Source organism: Inquilinus sp. 2KB_23 (assembly GCF_052115705.1).
GTDB lineage: Bacteria > Pseudomonadota > Alphaproteobacteria > DSM-16000 > Inquilinaceae > Inquilinus > Inquilinus ginsengisoli_A.
This window is the reverse complement of record NZ_JBFRHF010000010.1, coordinates 185676-201263: the sequence shown is the minus strand read 5'-3', so window position 1 is coordinate 201263 and position 15588 is coordinate 185676. Positions and strand designations below refer to the sequence as shown.

Sequence of the window (15588 nt, the reverse complement as noted above, 5' to 3'; positions counted from 1 at the left end):
GTCAGTGATTCCATTGACTTGGGAAAGGCCATTCTGCGCCTGAGGCGTTCGCGGATCGACGCGGCCCGGACTGCCCAGGTCGACGGACAGCCAGCAGGAGCCGCAACCATGTCCCTCACCCCCTCCCGCCGCCTCGCCCTCCAGGGCGGTGGCGCCGCCCTCGCCCTCGGCGCCATCGGCAGCCTGGGCGCCCTGTCCCAGCGCCAGGCCCAGGCCGCCGCCACCGGCGAGAACTGGACCGCCCCGGTCCGCAGCCCCTACGGCCCCCTTGCCCCGACCGCCGACGAGAGCACCGGCCTGCCGCTGCTGCTGTTGCCGCCGGGCTTCCGCTACAGCTCCTTCTCCTGGACCGGCGACCGCATGGCCGACGGCCAGCCGGTGCCGGCCAAGCATGACGGCATGGCGGTGATGCACGGCAAGGGCGGCCGCTGGTTCGACTTCGGTTTCGGCCATGGGCATGGGCGTGGGCGTGGGCGTGGCCGTGAGGACGAGCTGATCCTGGTCCGCAACCACGAGATCAGCGCCGCGCCCACGTCGATGACCGCGCCCGGCACCTACGACACCGGCACGATCGACACCAGCGGCTCGCGCGCCGGCGGCGGCACCACCACGCTGCGCTTCCGCAACGGGCGCTGGGTGTCGGCGGAAGCCAGCCTGGCCGGCACCACGCAGAACTGCGCCGGCGGCCGCACGCCCTGGGGCACCTGGTTGAGCTGCGAGGAGGTCAAGACCAACGCCAAGTCGACGGCAGGCCGCCGCCACGGCTATGTGTTCGAGGTGCATCCGGAGGCCGAGCGCACCACCGGCCGCCCGCTGGTGGCGATGGGTCGCTTCAGCCACGAGGCGGTGGCGGTGGATCCCCGCACCGGCGTCATCTACCTGACCGAGGACGACCGCAACAAGTCGGGGCTGTACCGCTTCATCCCCGATGACCGCTCGGGCCGGCACGGCGCGCTCGACCATGGCGGGCGGCTGCAGGCGGCCCGCGTCCGCCGCCGACCCAATGCCGACCTGGTGGTCGCCCATGTCGGCGACGAGTACCAGTTGGAGTGGATCGACATCGAGCAGCCGGACATGGACGCGGTCACCGCGCCGATCGGCTTCCCGGACATCGGGGTCGGCGAAACGCTGAGCGGCCCCTTCGCGCAGAGCTGGGCCGAGGGCGGGCTGCGGATGAGCCGCGGTGAAGGCATCTTCTACGCCGACGGCCGCATGTTCATCGTCGACACCAGCACGGGCAGGGAGCCGAGCGGCCGGCTCGGGCGCGGCTACGGCGCGGTCTGGGTGCTGGACCTGTTGACCCAGCGGCTGCGGGCGCTGTTCGTCAGCGACGGCCAGATCGCGGCGCACAACCCGGACAACGTCACCGTCAGCCCGCGCGGCGGCGTGGTGCTGTGCGAGGACCCAGACGCGGCGCCGGCTGGCAGCCCGGACAATTACGGCCCGGGCACCCGGCTGGTCGCGCTGACCCGCCAGGGCGCGCCGTTCTACCTCTTGAAGAACAATGCCGAGCTGACCGCCGGCCAGATCGCCGACGCCGGCAAGACCATCGCCGAGGGCGACTACCGCGCCAGCGAGTTCGCCGGCGCCTGCTGGAGCCCGGAGGGCCGGACCCTGTTCGTCAACATCCAGACCCCTGGCATCACCATGGCGATCACCGGCCCGTGGGAGCGCGGGCCGCTGTAGCCGCACCAAGGAATCCGGGGGATCCGGCTGGATCCCCCGGATCTTCCGGCGTCACATCAGCCGGCTGGTGACCACGAAATACAGCACGAAGATCACGCCCAGGCCCCAGACCACGGGGGTGACGGCCTTGCTGCGGCCAAGCGCCAGGCACAGCAGGATGTAGGCGAAGGTGCCGATCGCCATGCCGTTGATCAGGTTGTTGCTCAGCACCGTGACCAGCAGCATCAGCACCACCGGCACGGCGTTGGCGAGGTCGCCCATGTCGATCCGCGCCAGCCCCTGCAGCATGAAGATGCCGACCACCACCAGCGCCGGCGCGGTGGCCTGGGCCGGGATGATGACGAAGACCGGCCAGATGAACAGCGCCAGGAAGAAGCCGACCGCGACCACGATCGAGGTCAGGCCGGTGCGGCCGCCGGCCTGCACCCCGGTGACGGATTCGATGAAGGCGGTGACGACCGAAGTGCCGAGGAGCGGCCCGACGATGGTCGCCGTCGCATCGGTCGCGAAGGCGGCGGTGGCGTTGGGGATCGACCCGTCCGGTTTGCGCAGGTTGGCCGCGCCGGTGACCCCGATCAGCGTCGCCAGCGTGCTGAAGAACTCGCCGCACAGGAAGTAGAACAGCAGCGGCAGCGTCACCAGGAAATGCGAGACCAGGTAGCTGAAGTCGAGCGCCAGGAAGGTGCTGGCCGGCCATTTCGGCAGGGCGAAGAAGGCCGAGGGCAGCGTCGTCACCATGGTGCCGTCGTCCTTGAGCGGCACGAACAGGCCGATCACGGTGAGGACGGCGATCGACAGGATCAGGGCGCCCGGCACCTTGCGCGCGACCAGCACCGGCGTGACCAGGATGCCGGCCAGGGTCAGCAGCACCGGCGGGCTGGCCAGCGACCCCATCGCCACATAGGTGTTGGGGTTGGCGACGATGAAGCCGGCGCCGCGCAGGCCGATGAACACGATCAGCGTGCCGACCGCGGCCTGAATGCCGATCTTCAGCGCGTCCGGCACCTCCTTCGCCACCTTCTCGCGCAGCTTCGACAGGCTGAGGGCCAGGAATATCACGCCGGTGACGGCGACCATGGCCAGCGCCCCCTGCCAGGGGATGCCCATCTGCTTCACCATGACATAAGCGAAGACGATGTTGGACCCCATGGCGGGCGCCACCGCCAGCGGCAGGTTGGCGGTCAGCCCCATCATCAGGCTGCCGAAGATGGCGGCCAGCGCGGTGGCGATCACCAGGTCGCCGCGATCCATCCCAGCGGCCGACATGATCGCCGGGTTGACGGCGATGATGTAGGCCATCGCCGCGAAGGTGGTGATGCCGGCGATCACCTCCTGCGGCAGCGAACTGCCGCGCTCCGACAACTTGAAGCGCCGGTCCAGCCAGCCGCCACTGGCCGCCGGCAGGCTCGTCGGCTCGGATGTGGTCATGAAGCCCCCTTCCGCCCGCGGTCTTTGCTGCCGCGGGATTGGATTGATCGGAAAGCGCGTCCCCCTACCAGACGACGGGGTGGGTCTCCCCGCTCTGCACATTGACGAAGCCCTGCGGCGCCTGCTCACAGGGCGCCACCAGCACCCAGCGCCAGGGCGCACAGGTCAGGGTGGCGAAGATCAGCCGCTCCGGGAAGCCCGGGAACCAGCGCGGGTGGAAGGTCGGCTCGTACATCCAGTCGATGCCCTCGGCCGCGGCGTAGAGCGCCTGCATCTCGGCATGGAGCTCCTCTGGCGGCCGACAGCTCATCAGCCCGCCGATCTCGTAGCGCACCGTGGCCAGCACCTCGCCGTCGCGCACCAGGGCCCAGCCGCCTTGCTGTTCAACGAGCGTGTTCACCGCGAGCGCCATGGCCGCGTCGGACGAACCGACCGCCCAGATGTTGTGCTTGTCATGCGCCACCGAGCAGGCCAGGGCCGTGTCCGGCGTGCGCGGGCCGCAGCCGAGCCAGAACATCTTCGCCACCCGCCCGTCGCCGGAAAAGCGGTCGATGATGGCGAATTTGGTGATGTTCCGCTCCGGCTCGCGCTGCACCGCGCCGTCGCGCACCGGCAGTTCGGCGGTGAGGAAGCCATCGGCCCAATGGAAGGGGCGCAGCAGCGCCGCCTGCATGGTGTCGCGGCCCGGCACCGCGGGCAGCGCGAAATCCGCCGCGGTCAGGTCGCGCTTGATGTTGACCGTCTGTCGCGCCCAGGCGGGCCAGTCGATCGCCGGCTGCGGGCCGATGTAGCGCTTGCCGTCCGAGACCGGTTGGCCGTCTGCCCAGACCTCGGCGATCTCCAGGCCGGCGACATCCGACAGCAGCACGACATCGGCGTAGCGTCCCGGCGCCAGGCTGCCGACCCAGGGCGTCAGCCGCATGTGCCGGGCCGGGTTCAGGGTGATGCACTGGATCGCGGTCTCCGGCGCCAGCCCGTGCCGGATCGCCAGCCGGGCATTGTGGTCGGTGGCGCCGAGCCTGAACGTGTCGGAAACGCTGCGGTCGTCGGTGGTGAAGGCCAGCTGCGACCAGTCGGCGAGGCCCTTTTCGATCAGCCAGGGGATGACCTCGGGCATCGAATAGGGCCGCAGCTCGACGAAGATGCCGTGGGCCAGCTTCTCCCACACCTCCTCCGGCGTCCAGGCTTCGTGGTCGGAGGCCAGGCCGGCGGCGGCGAAGGCGCTGATCGCGGCGGTGTCGCGCAGCCCGGCGCCATGGCCCTCGACCACGCCGCGCTGCTCGAAGGTGGCGCGGATCATGCCCCACAGGCGCGGATAGGACGGGTTCTCCGGGTTCCAGACCGCCGGCCAGTCCATCACCTCGTCGAGGCCGGCGACCATCAGGCTCTGCTTCAGGAAGCCCTTCTGCTCGTCATAGCCGTACCAGCCGCCGCCCCATTCATAGGCGGTCGGCGGCACTGCCGAGCCCGGCAGCGGGAAGATCTTCAGCGGCGAACCGAGGCGCCGGGCCTCGAACCAGAAGGCGAGGTTGTTGGGGCCGTCGACATTGGAGAATTCGTGGCTGGCCTCGCAGGTCCAGGTGTTGCCGCGCGGCAGCACCAGCGCCGCCTCCCACTCCGGCGTCAGATGCGTGCTCTCGATGTGCTTGTGCACCTCGCCGAAGCCGGGCACGGCCGCCAGCCCGGATCTGTCGACGCGCTGCGCCGCCTCGCCCGGAAAGGTCCCGGCCGGGCCGGTCCAGGCGATGCGCCGGCCCTTGATCGCGATCTCCTGGTCGTCGCGCCAGGTCCGGGTGTGGACGTCGAACAGCCGGCCCACCCGCAGCAGCGTGTCCGCCGGCCGCTTGCCCAGCGCGGTCAGCACCAGATCCTGGCGGATCGCCACCTCGTCCTCGGCGCCGATCAGCAGGTCGTCGGGCAGGGCTGGGGCGGTCGCCATCGGCCGGTTCTCCATCGAGATAATGTACGACCTTTAGCGCCGGACCGGACCGCCCGGCAAGGCCTCACAGGATCTCGAAGACCTCATAGCCCGCACCGCCCGGGCGGCGTTCGCCGACGCCGACCGCCACGATCCGGTTCAGCCAGGCATAGGCCGGCGCGGCGGTCTCGAAGAAGGGCGCGATCCGCAGGTAGTATTCGGACGGCCCGACGGCTTCGCCCCGAGCGATCCGGTCGGTCACCTCGGGCGCGGCATGCCGCACGCCGCGATAGGTCATCAGGATCAGCGCCCCGTCATGGGTCCGGAGCGTCAGCCGGACATCCTGCTGGAACGAGCCGTCGGCGCGGGTCAGCAGCAGGTCCGAGCCGCCATGCGGCAGGACCTCGCCGGCCAGCCGCTCGCCGTCGAACCGTCCACCCGACACGGGCACGACCCGGCGCTCACCGGCCGGGGTCGGCCCCAGTTCGTGGATCGGATGGAGGGCGATCGAAAGGGCGAACAGGGGGCGCGATTTCAGCTCGGTCATGGGGGCCTCCGGTCATTGGACAGGCCGCATTGAACGCAGGGAAACCTGCCGATCCAAAGCGAGCGATCTTGTCAGTCATCTCAAGCTGTCCTTAACATCGTGCATGTTGAAACGCCTGCCGGCCCTGGAATCGTTGCGCTTCCTCGAAGCCTGCGTCCGCCATGGCAGCTTCACCCGGGCGGCGGCCGAACTCGGCGTGACCCCGGCCGCCGTCAGCCTGCGGATCCGCGATCTCGAGGCCGAGCTCGAGGTGACGCTGTTCCGCCGCTCCGGCCCGAAGGTGACCCCGACCGAGGCCGGCGTGGCGCTGGCGGGGCGGATGGCCCAGGCCCTGAGCGTGATCCGCTCGGCGGTCGACAACTGCCGGGATACGGCCGATCCGCTGTGCGTGACCGCCGTCCCGACCTTCGCCATGCGCTGGCTGACGCCCCGGCTGGCCGGGTATCATGCGCTGCCCGACGCCGTTCCGATCCGGCTCGACGTCTCCGCCGAGCTGCGGCCGGGAGAGCGCTTCGACATCGCGATCCGGACCGGCTCCGGCGACTGGCCGGGGTTCGACGCCGTCGCCCTGATGCCGGTCGAGGCGACGCCGATGCTGAGCCCGGCGCTGGCCGCCACAGTCGGGCTGTCGTCACCCGCCGATCTGGCGGCCCTGCCGCTGCTGCCCCATGACGGTTGGCAACGCTGGTTCCACGAGGCAGGCGCGGAAGCGTCCGGCCTGCGCTTCTACGCCGACGACTATCCGACGCATGAGCTGGACGCCTCGGCCGCCATCGAGGGCGCAGGCGTGGCGCTGCTCTCGCCGCGGTTCTTCGGGCCGCTGCTGCGCGACGGCAAGCTGGTGCAGCCCTTCCCGCACATCATCCGCGGCCCGGCCGCCCACCACATCCTGCTGCAGCCGGGCGAAGCGCGGCCCGTGGTGCTGCGCTTCCGCGACTGGCTGCAGGACGAGGCGCGCCGCCAGCTGGATAGCCCTATGCCAGCTGCTTGAGCATGTAGCTGGTGTCCTCCAGCACGCCCGTGGTGGAGCGGGCGTGGCCGGGCACGATGCCGAACAGGCGGAACCCCAGGCTCTCATAGAGCCCCTCGGCGCTGTCGCCGCGCCGGGTGTCGAGCAGCAGCAGGCTGCGGTCGTGCCGGCGGGCCAGCGCCTCCGCCGCCACCATCAGCATCCGGGCGATGCCGCGGCGGCGCGCGGCGGGATGCACCAGCAGCTTGGCGATCTCGGCGCGATGGATGCCGTTGGCGGGCATGCCAAGAACCAGCTGCACCGTGCCGACCACCCGCCCCTCCAGCCGCGCCACCAGCAGACGGCGGGCGCCGCTGCGGAAGGCCGGCTCCAGCCCCTGCCAGAACCCGCGGGCCTCGTCGATGGCAAAGGGCAGCACGAAGCCGACGCTGGCGCCGTCCAGCACAGAGGCGTGGAGCACGCCGGCGAGATCGTCGAGAACCAAGGGCAGGTCCTCGGCCTGGACCTCGGCGATGGTCAGGGAAGCCGGATCGGTTGCGGTCGACAGCATGGCGGTGCTCACGGCTTGCACAGGGCGATGAGGTAATGCGCGGGCCGCGGTCCCGGGCATGCGAAGCGGGTCGGGCCGAACAGGCGGTAGCGCAGGCAGTCCCCCGGCCCAAGCCGGTGGACGACGTCGTCCACCATCAGCTCGAGCGTGCCCTCCAGCATCCAGACATGCTGCTCGATCCCGTGGATCGGCGGCGTGTCGTAGCTGACGACCGCGCCGGCCGGCAGCGTGCCCTCGACCAGTTCTCCGCGCAGCCCTACGGCCGGAGGCGACACGCTGCGGCGGGCGAAGCCGGTTTCGGGGTCGGTCCAACCCGTCTGCTCGGCCCGGCGCAGCAGCTGCGCCGGTTCGGTCTCGATCTCCGCGATCAGGCCGGACATGGTGCGGCCATAGGCGGTGCAGAGGCGGCCGAGCAGCGAGGCGGTCGGGCTGGTCTCCCCCCGCTCCAACCGCGACAGCGTCGCCCGGCTGACGCCGCTGCGCTCGGCCAGGACGTCCAGCGACCAGCCCTGTTCGGCCCTGAGGGCCGCAAGCCGGGCGGCGAGCCGGGCGTCCACCGGCTCGGCGACGATGGCGATCTCATTTCTCATGATCGGGAAATTATCCCGATCATGAGAGATAACGCAAGCGGCTCACGGCGTCGGCGGCGGGGCGAAGCGCGGGTCGCGCGCGCCATCGGCGGGGAATGGCTGGGCGCCATCGGCCGGCCCGACCGCATTGGCCGGGTCGTCCAGGGTGAACACCGCCATGCCGATGACCCCGATGTTGCGCGGGTCGCCCTGCGGGGTGTTGGCGGCATAGGCCGCGCCCGGCGACGAGAAGCGGAACGCCGCGACCGCATCCTCGCTCTGGCGAAATCCCTCGATCACCAGCAGTTCGTACGGCCGCACCACATAGCCACGGTTGGCGATGGTACCGGGCTGGCCGCTGAGCACGTCGAGCCCGTCCACCGTCGCCACGATCTCGACCGTCTGTCGGCCGCGATTGCTGAAGCTCAGCCGATAGAGGTCGCCGTTCCGGCCGTGCAGGCGGAGGTCGCCTCCACGGCCCGGCGTGAGCGGCATCGCCCGGCCTCGGGCGTCGAGCACCGCCCACTCGATCCGGCCATAGGCGACTGGCAGCATCTGGATCGTGCCTGCGGGCGGGCCGGCCGCATCCCAGCGTCCGTCGTAGCGGATCGTCACCTGCCCCTCCGGCCGGTCCGGCCACAGGCGCTCGAGATGGACGAAGCGGATGGACGAGGCGATGGTCTCGCCCCAGCGCGTGCCCAGCCGGGGCTCCGGGGCCGGCGCGATGCGGGCACCGCTGTCCGGCCACGCTTGGCTCTGCGGTGCCGCGAGCCGGTTCACCCCGCCGCCGGGAACCAGGGCATCCGCCTGATACATCTCCTGGGACACGACCCCTGACACGACAGGTTCCGCAGGCCGGTTCGACACGCAGGCGGCCACGGCCAGCAGCAGGCCGGCCAACAGGATCTTCAGCAAGACGCGCATGATCTCTCCCCCAGGATAACCTGGAGACATGGTCGATCCTGCTCTACGGCGAAGCCGTGGCGGGGCGGAGGTGATTCGGCGGCCGAGCAATCCCGGTACAGTGGCGGCCCGGCGTCCCTGCTACCGATCGGCCCTGTTACGGATCGATGGCGCACCCGGTCGCGCCCAGACGGAGACATCCATGCCGCTTCGCCGTGCCCTGCCCCTGATCGCCCTCCTCACCTCTCCCGCCGCGGCTGCCGGCGCGCCGCCGGACTGCCGCGCACCGGCGGTGCTGGACGATGGCTGGGCGGTTGCCGCCCCGGCGGATGAGGGCTTCGACCCCGCCACGCTGTGCGCCGTCGGCCCGGCGCTGGAGGAAAGCAACGCCCATGCCGTGCTGGTCGTGCGGCACGGAAAGCTGGTCTATGAGCGCTACTTCGCCGGCGAGGACCAGCGCTGGGGCCAGCCGCTCGGCCGCATTCCGCACGACGCCGCGACCCGGCACGATCTGCGCTCGATCACCAAGAGCGTGACCTCGCTGCTGGTCGGCATTGCCGTCGACTATGGCTGGATCAAGGACATCGACGCGCCCGTGCTGTCGCTGCTGCCGCAATACGCCGACCTGGGCTCGCCGGAGAAGGACCGCATCACCCTGCGCCATCTGCTGACCATGTCGAGTGGGCTGGCCTGGAGCGAGGACCTGCCCTACAGCGACCCGCGCAACAGCGAGCGGCTGATGTCGGACGCGCCGGACCCATACCGCTACGTGCTGGAGCAGCCCTTCGCCACGATGCCGGGCGAGCGCTGGGTCTACAGCGGCGGATCGACGGCGCTGCTGTCGGCGGTGCTGAAGCAGGTCTCGGGCCGGTCGCTCGAGGTGATGGCGCGGGAGATGCTGTTTGCGCCGCTGGGCATCGACGACGTCGAATGGGTGCGCTATCCGAACGGCGACCCGGTCGCCGCCTCCGGCCTGCGGCTGCTGCCGCGCGACATCGCCAAGATCGGCAGGCTGGTGCTCGATCACGGCGCCTGGCAGGGCAAGCAGATCGTCCCGGCCGGCTGGATCGAGCAGTCGACGACGAAGCAGATCGCGGCCGAGGACGAGATCGACTACGGCTTCCAATGGTGGCTCGGCCATTCACAGGTCGACGGCCAGGATCTGCGCTGGAGTGCCGGCGTCGGCTGGGGCGGACAGCGGCTGTTCCTGGTGCCGGACCGCGACCTGCTGGTGGTGGTCACCGCCGGCCTCTACGACCAGCCCGACCAGCAGGACGCACTCGGCCGCACCGTGCTGGAGCGCTATGTCCTGCCCGCGGCGACGCGGCCCTAGCCCCAGCCGATCCGGTAAAATCGATCGGTGAATAATGGCGCATGATATGGTATGAATACAGACGGAAGCGGAGCAAAGACAACCTGATCTCTTGAACTGTCGCGATTGCGATTGTCCAGATGTCGATGTCCGTGCGCTTCCTCCTTGCCATCATCCTGCCGCTGCTGGCGCTTGGGTGCGGCCCGGCCCCACATCCCGGGTCTGCAGCGTCTGCTGACCGCGGCACAGCCGCCACGGGCGCGCCGATCGACGCCGAATTCGCCCGGCTGCAGGCCGAGCTGGTGCGGGAGGTGCCAATGGCGATCACGGATGCGCCCGAAGCAGGCCAGCGCTGGGCCGCCCTGGCGCAGCGCGCGATCACGGCCCGCGGCCAAGCCATCCGCCGGCCGCAGCTGGTGATGGTGGTGGACCGGAACCCGGCCGTGCAGCAGATGCGCATCCTGCTGGCGCAGCCGTCCGGCACCTGGCGGAGCCTGGGCGGATCGACAGTCTCGACCGGCCAGGAAGGCCGCCACGGCTATTTCATCACGCCGACCGGCGTATTCCCTCACACCGACGAGATCCTCGATTGGCGCGCCGAAGGCACTTTCAACGCCAACGGCATCCGCGGCCTCGGCCTCAAGGGCATGCGGGTGTGGGATTTCGGCTGGCAGACCGCTGAACGGGGCTGGGAGGACGAGGGCCGGGAATCGACCATCCGGCTGCTGGTCCACGCCACCGATCCGGCGACGCTTGAGCAGCGCCTCGGCCAGCCGGCGTCGAAGGGATGCGTCCGCGTGCCGGGGCCGATGAACGTCTTCCTCGACCGCCACGGCATCCTCGATGTCGACTACGAGGCGGCGGCGAAGTCCGACGCCCGCTATGACGCGGTGCTGCGTCCCGACCGGACGCCGACGCCGCTGGCCGGGAACATGCTGGTGATCGTGGATTCGGCCGAGGGCTCCGGGGCCACGGCGCAGGCCCGGTGATCCCCTACTCCGCCTGCACCCCGCGTTCGCGCAGCATGGTGACCAGAGCGTCGCGCTGCTGCAGGTAGTCGTCGCGCAACAGGCCCAGCACATGCGCGTCTAGGAACTGGCCCTGCTTGCGCACATGGTGGCGCAGCAGGCCTTCCTCCTGGAAGCCGAAGCGCCGATGCATCCGCACCACGCCCGGATTGCTGGTCAGCACCTCGCAGCACAGCTTGTTGAGCTTGAGTTCGAGGAAGACGTGGTCGAGCACCTTGAGCTCGACCCAGCTGCCGATGCCCTTGCCGCGCAGGTCGCCGGCGCCGAGGTAGAAGGCCCAGGAGCACTTGCTGTTCTTCTCATCGATGTCGACGAGGTTGGCGAGGCCGATCGGATCGCCGTCATCCTGGATGATCCAGTAGATCCGACGCGGATCCGCGATGGCGCGGGCGAACCAGGCATCATGCTCTTCCCGGGAGATGACATGGTCGCTGTACTGGTGGACCGCGACATGCGGCAGGTTCCGCCAGGTGAACATGCGGTCGGAATCCGCCGGCTCCGCACGCCTCAGGCTCAACATCTCCGCACTCCCGAATTCTCGCAATTCCCGTCCGTCATAAGCCGCCCAGAAAGTGTTGCCAAGATGACGACGTGGCGGCCGGGCGACACGGGAGCATCCAGCCCCCGGCACCGCCCGGCCGCCGGGTCGTTCACGCGGCCTGGGCGCGCTTGCGGTCCTCCACCACCTGGTCGGCGAGACGGCCCGTCAGCTCCTGCAGATGGTCGAAGCGGGCGGTGAAGCTGCCGACGCCGAGCGTGACCGAGCGCAATTCGACCGCCAGCCCGTGCATCTCGGATTCCGGCAGCAGATTGTCGATCAGGTCCCAGCCGGTCCAGCCCTCGCGCGCGGTCATGCCCAGGATCTGGCCCCGCCGGCTGGAGACAAGGGCGTGGACCTTGGCGGTGTATTCGGCCGGCACCGCGATGGTGACCGCCTGGATCGGCTCCAGCAGCACCGGATCGCAATTCGGCAACCCTTCGGCCATCGCCATCTGCGCCACGGTGCGGAAGGCCTGGTCCGAGCTGTCGACCGCATGGTGCTGGCCGTCGGTCAGGGCGATGGCGATGTCGACCACCGGGAAGCCCAGTGGTCCACGCGCCAGCGCCTCGCGCGACCCTGCCTCCACCGCGGGAATGAAGTTCTTGGGCACGGTGCCGCCCACCACCTTGTTCTCGAAGGCGAAGCCGCTGCCGCGCGGCTGCGGCCGGATCTCGACATGGATGTCGGCGAACTGGCCGTGGCCGCCGGTCTGGCGCTTGAAGCGCGAATGCTGTTTGGTCGGCCGGCGGATGGTCTCGCGGTAGGCGGTGCGCGTCGGCTCCGTGGTGACCGCGATGTTGAAGCGGCTCTTCAGCCGCTCGACCGCGATCTGCAGCTGGATGTCGCCCTGCCCGGCCAGCGTCAGCTCGCCGGTCGCTTCGAGATGGTGGACCGACAACGTCGTGTCCTCCTCGCACAGCTTGGCCAGCGACGTGGTCAGCTTGACGTCGTCCTTGCGGTCGGACAACGAGAGCGCCACGGCATGCACCGGCTCGGGCACGTCAGGCCAGTTCCAGGTGGCATCGGCGGTGCCGTCGGCCCGCAGGGTCTGGCCGGTGGCGAGGTCCTCGATCCGGGCGATGCCGACGATCTCCCCGGCGCCGGCCTCGGCTAGCTTCTGGTTGTCGCCGCCCTTGAGGCGGTACAGGCCGGAGATGCGGCGGCTGCCGAGATTGCTGTTGTCGGACAGCTTGCCGCTCCACAGCCGCGCCAGGCTGAGCTTGCCGGTGTGCGGCTGGTGCAGGGTCTTGAACACCGTCGCGGCAAAGCCGCGTTTGGCGTCGTAGCCGAGCCGCGTCGCCGCCACGTCGGATGACGGCGCCTCGTGGCGCAGCGCCTTCCACAGCCGGGTGACGCCGTTGCCGTGCTCGGCCGAGCCGAAGAACACCGGCACGATCAGGTCCTGCTGCAGGTCTCGGGTCAGCTGGGTGTAGATCTCCTTCGGCGCCGGGATCTTGTCCTCCAGCAGCTGCTCCAGCAGCGCATCGTCGAAATCGGCCAGGGATTCCAGCAGGGTCTGGCGCGCTTCATCCTGCCGCGGCTTGATGCCGGCGGGCGCCTCGATCAGGTCGGATGACTGGTTCTCCCGCCATTTGTAGGCACGGCCGCTGACCAGGTCGACATAGCCGGAGACGTTGTCGCCGTCGCGGATCGGGACTTCGCGCAGCAGCAGCGGCCGGGCCGAGACCTGCTGGAGGGCGGCGAGCAGGTCGCGCATGCGAACGGCGGCCCGGTCCAGCTTGTTGATGAACAGGACGTGCGGGATGGCATGTTCGTCGAGGAAGCGCAGCAGCGGCGCCAGGATCACGGCGCGGTCGGGATCGGCCTCGGCCACCACCACGGCGATGTCGGCCACCATCAGGGCGGCAAACGCGTCCTGCGCCAGCTCGACCGAGCCGGAACAGTCAATGAAGGTCCAATCCTCGTCGAGATAGCGGCAGGAAGCCAGGTTCGGCTCGATCGTCATCTGCCGGGCGCGGGATTCCGGCGAGGCGTCGCCGACCGTGTTCTTCTGAGCCACGCTGCCTTTGCGCGGGATCGCGCCGGCGCTGTGCAACAGCGCCTCCAGCAGCGTGGTCTTGCCGCTCGAATACGGCCCGACCAGGGCCGCACTCCGATGTCTGGTGGTGGCAGGGCGTTCCTGCGGCATGCGCATCCTCCCTCTGCACGGCCCGCCGTGCCGATCGGGCGAATGCCCGATGGGATGCGGGCGCCTTTAGAGGGTCAGGATGACACTTCCAAGACGATCGGCCCAGCCCCGATCTGGAGGTGCGGCGCAGCGGCTCGTGCTATGCGATCGAGCCGGGGGTGAAGGTCGGAACCACGGCGGCCGGGCGGCCCGGCAGGTCCAGGATGGCCCGGCGCTCCGGCGTGCGGGCGATCACGCGGCCGGCGCGCAGTACCAGCAGCCGGGTGGCCCGCAGCCGCACCGCCTCGAACGGGTCGGCGGCCTGCAGCATCACCAGGTCGGCGCGGCAGCCGGGCGCCAGGCCGTAGCCGTCGAGATGCATGATCTTCGCGGCATTCGTCGTCACCGCCGCGAAGCACTGGCCGATGGCGTCCAGTGCGGTCATCTGCCCGACATGCACCGCCATATGCGCCACCTCGAGCATGTCGCCCGACCCCATCGAGTACCACGGGTCCATGGCGCAATCCTGGCCCAGGGCGACGGTGATCCCGGCCTGCATCAGCTCCGGCACCCGGGTCATGCCGCGGCGCTTGGGATAGGTGTCGTGCCGGCCCTGCAGGGTGATGTTGATCAGCGGGTTGGCGATCGCCGCGACCCCGGCCTCGCGCATCAGCGGGATCAGCTTCGAGACGTAGTAGTTGTCCATCGAATGCATCGAGGTCAGGTGCGACCCCGTCACCCGCCCGCCGAGGCCCAGCCGATGGGTCTCCGCCGCCAGCGTCTCGATGTGGCGCGACAGCGGGTCGTCGCTTTCGTCGCAATGCAGGTCGACCAGCAGCCCCCGCTCGGCCGCGATCTCGCACAGCCGGCGCACCGAGGCGGCGCCGTCCGCCATGGTGCGCTCGAAATGCGGGATGCCGCCTACCACTTCAACCCCGAGGTCGAGCGCGCGCAGCAGGTTGCGTTCGGCGGTGGCGGAGCGGTACAGCCCGTCCTGCGGGAAGGCCACGAGTTGCAGGTCGAGATAGGGCGCGACCTGGCGCTTGACCTCCAACAGCGCCTCGACCGCCAGCAGCCGGTCGTCGCAGACATCGACATGGCTGCGCACCGCCAGCAGCCCTTGCGCCACCGCCATGTCGCAATAGGCCAGGGCCCGTGCGATCACCGCACCTTGGGTCAGCTGCGGCTTCAGCTCGCCCCACAGGGCGATGCCTTCGAGCAGCGTGCCGGACCGGTTCATCCGGGGCAGGCCGAGCGACAGCGTCGCATCCATGTGGAAATGAGGGTCGACGAAGGGCGGAGTGACCAGCCGGCCGGTGGCGTCGATCTCCTGCCGTGCTTCCGCCGCCAGGCGCGGCTCCACCGCCACGATCCGCCCGCCTTCGATGCCGATATCGATGCCCGTCCGGCCGTCGGGCAGGTTGGCATGACGCAGGACAAGATCCATGGCGGGGCTGACTTTCCTGAAATTCACTGAGGGAATGGTGCCGCGGACGATAGCATGCGGCCCGAAGAGCGAAAGACAGGAGAGCACCCATGATGATCGCGACATGGGGTGAAATCCGCCGGGCCCGGCCCGACGAGGCGGGGACGATCCGCACCCTGGTCCGGCGCGCCTATGCGAAATGGATCATCTCCGTCGGCGCCGAACCGCTGCCGATGCGGGCGGATTACGACCGCGCCCTGGCCGAGCACGAGATCTGGGCGATCGACGGCATAGCCGGCTGCATCGCGCTGATCGAGCTGAAGCCCGAGCCGGACCATCTGCTGATCGTCAACGTCGCGGTCGACCCGAGCCATCAGGGCCGTGGCCTCGGCCGGCGGCTGCTGGACTTCGCGGAGCGCGAGGCGCTGCGCCGCGGCCTGGCCGAGCTGCGGCTCTACACCAACGCGAAGATGTCGGAGAACCGCGCCCTCTACACCGCCCGCGGCTACAGCGAGAGCCGGCAGGAGCAGCGCGGCGAGTTCACCATCATCCACATGACCAAGGTGCTGGGCTGACCCCGGC

The 15588-nt window shown here is 70.1% G+C and carries 14 protein-coding genes; 5 read left to right on the top strand and 9 right to left on the bottom strand.

Translation table 11 applies throughout. The features are described from left to right. Positions 1-108: 108 nt before the first annotated feature. Entirely contained in the window at positions 109-1686 is a 1578-nt protein-coding gene (locus AB4112_RS15190; protein ID WP_441720736.1) for an alkaline phosphatase PhoX, read from the top strand. A gap of 51 nt (positions 1687-1737) precedes the next feature. Here the strand turns inward: AB4112_RS15190 and AB4112_RS15185 are convergent, their stop codons facing one another. The 3 genes from AB4112_RS15185 to AB4112_RS15175 all read right to left on the bottom strand — a co-directional run bounded on the left by AB4112_RS15185 (position 1738) and on the right by AB4112_RS15175 (position 5579). Continuing rightward, on the bottom strand, positions 1738-3114 hold the full coding sequence (locus AB4112_RS15185) for an NCS2 family permease (protein WP_441720734.1): 1377 nt from the start codon (positions 3112-3114) through the stop codon (positions 1738-1740). A 64-nt stretch (positions 3115-3178) separates the two neighbouring features. Further along, positions 3179-5053 (bottom strand): adenine deaminase, encoded by a 1875-nt coding sequence (locus AB4112_RS15180; RefSeq protein ID WP_441720732.1) that lies wholly within the window; start codon positions 5051-5053, stop codon positions 3179-3181. Between the two features lie 64 nt (positions 5054-5117). Then, positions 5118-5579 carry a DUF3237 domain-containing protein gene (locus AB4112_RS15175; protein ID WP_441720730.1) on the bottom strand — a complete coding sequence of 154 codons (462 nt, stop codon included), beginning with the start codon at positions 5577-5579 and terminating at the stop codon, positions 5118-5120. 103 nt (positions 5580-5682) lie between these two features. Between AB4112_RS15175 and AB4112_RS15170 the strand changes: the two genes are divergently transcribed. Beyond that, a complete protein-coding gene (locus AB4112_RS15170) occupies positions 5683-6570 on the top strand; it encodes a LysR family transcriptional regulator (protein WP_441720728.1) in 888 nt (295 codons plus the stop codon). Here AB4112_RS15170 and AB4112_RS15165 read toward each other — a convergent pair. From AB4112_RS15165 to AB4112_RS15155, 3 genes are read right to left on the bottom strand one after another with little or no spacing between them, the layout of a single operon-like run. Next, a complete protein-coding gene (locus AB4112_RS15165) occupies positions 6554-7099 on the bottom strand; it encodes a GNAT family N-acetyltransferase (RefSeq protein ID WP_309794262.1) in 546 nt (181 codons plus the stop codon). The two genes, AB4112_RS15170 and AB4112_RS15165, sit on opposite strands and share 17 nt — an antisense overlap. A gap of 8 nt (positions 7100-7107) precedes the next feature. Beyond that, entirely contained in the window at positions 7108-7689 is a 582-nt protein-coding gene (locus AB4112_RS15160; RefSeq protein ID WP_441720726.1) for a helix-turn-helix domain-containing protein, read from the bottom strand. Between the two features lie 42 nt (positions 7690-7731). Continuing rightward, positions 7732-8592, bottom strand: coding sequence for a hypothetical protein (locus AB4112_RS15155; protein WP_441720724.1), 861 nt, complete (start codon positions 8590-8592; stop codon positions 7732-7734). Between the two features lie 181 nt (positions 8593-8773). On the opposite strand from AB4112_RS15155, the gene AB4112_RS15150 reads away from it, so the two are divergent. Then, on the top strand, positions 8774-9904 hold the full coding sequence (locus AB4112_RS15150) for a serine hydrolase domain-containing protein (RefSeq protein ID WP_441720722.1): 1131 nt from the start codon (positions 8774-8776) through the stop codon (positions 9902-9904). Between the two features lie 119 nt (positions 9905-10023). Next, the gene (locus AB4112_RS15145) at positions 10024-10872 is read left to right on the top strand and encodes a hypothetical protein (RefSeq protein ID WP_309794268.1); all 849 of its coding nucleotides are present in this window, start codon (positions 10024-10026) and stop codon (positions 10870-10872) included. 4 nt (positions 10873-10876) lie between these two features. On the opposite strand, the gene pseH is transcribed toward AB4112_RS15145, so the two are convergent. The 3 genes from pseH to AB4112_RS15130 all read right to left on the bottom strand — a co-directional run bounded on the left by pseH (position 10877) and on the right by AB4112_RS15130 (position 15027). Next, entirely contained in the window at positions 10877-11431 is a 555-nt protein-coding gene (gene pseH, locus AB4112_RS15140; protein ID WP_309794269.1) for a UDP-4-amino-4,6-dideoxy-N-acetyl-beta-L-altrosamine N-acetyltransferase, read from the bottom strand. Positions 11432-11561: 130 nt separating this feature from the next. Then, positions 11562-13601, bottom strand: coding sequence for an elongation factor G (locus tag AB4112_RS15135; protein ID WP_309794270.1), 2040 nt, complete (start codon positions 13599-13601; stop codon positions 11562-11564). Between the two features lie 139 nt (positions 13602-13740). Continuing rightward, on the bottom strand, positions 13741-15027 hold the full coding sequence (locus AB4112_RS15130; RefSeq protein ID WP_309794271.1) for an amidohydrolase family protein: 1287 nt from the start codon (positions 15025-15027) through the stop codon (positions 13741-13743). An 89-nt stretch (positions 15028-15116) separates the two neighbouring features. Between AB4112_RS15130 and AB4112_RS15125 the strand changes: the two genes are divergently transcribed. Beyond that, complete coding sequence (locus AB4112_RS15125; RefSeq protein ID WP_309794272.1) at positions 15117-15581, top strand: GNAT family N-acetyltransferase; 465 nt, start codon at positions 15117-15119, stop codon at positions 15579-15581. Positions 15582-15588: the final 7 nt, after the last annotated feature.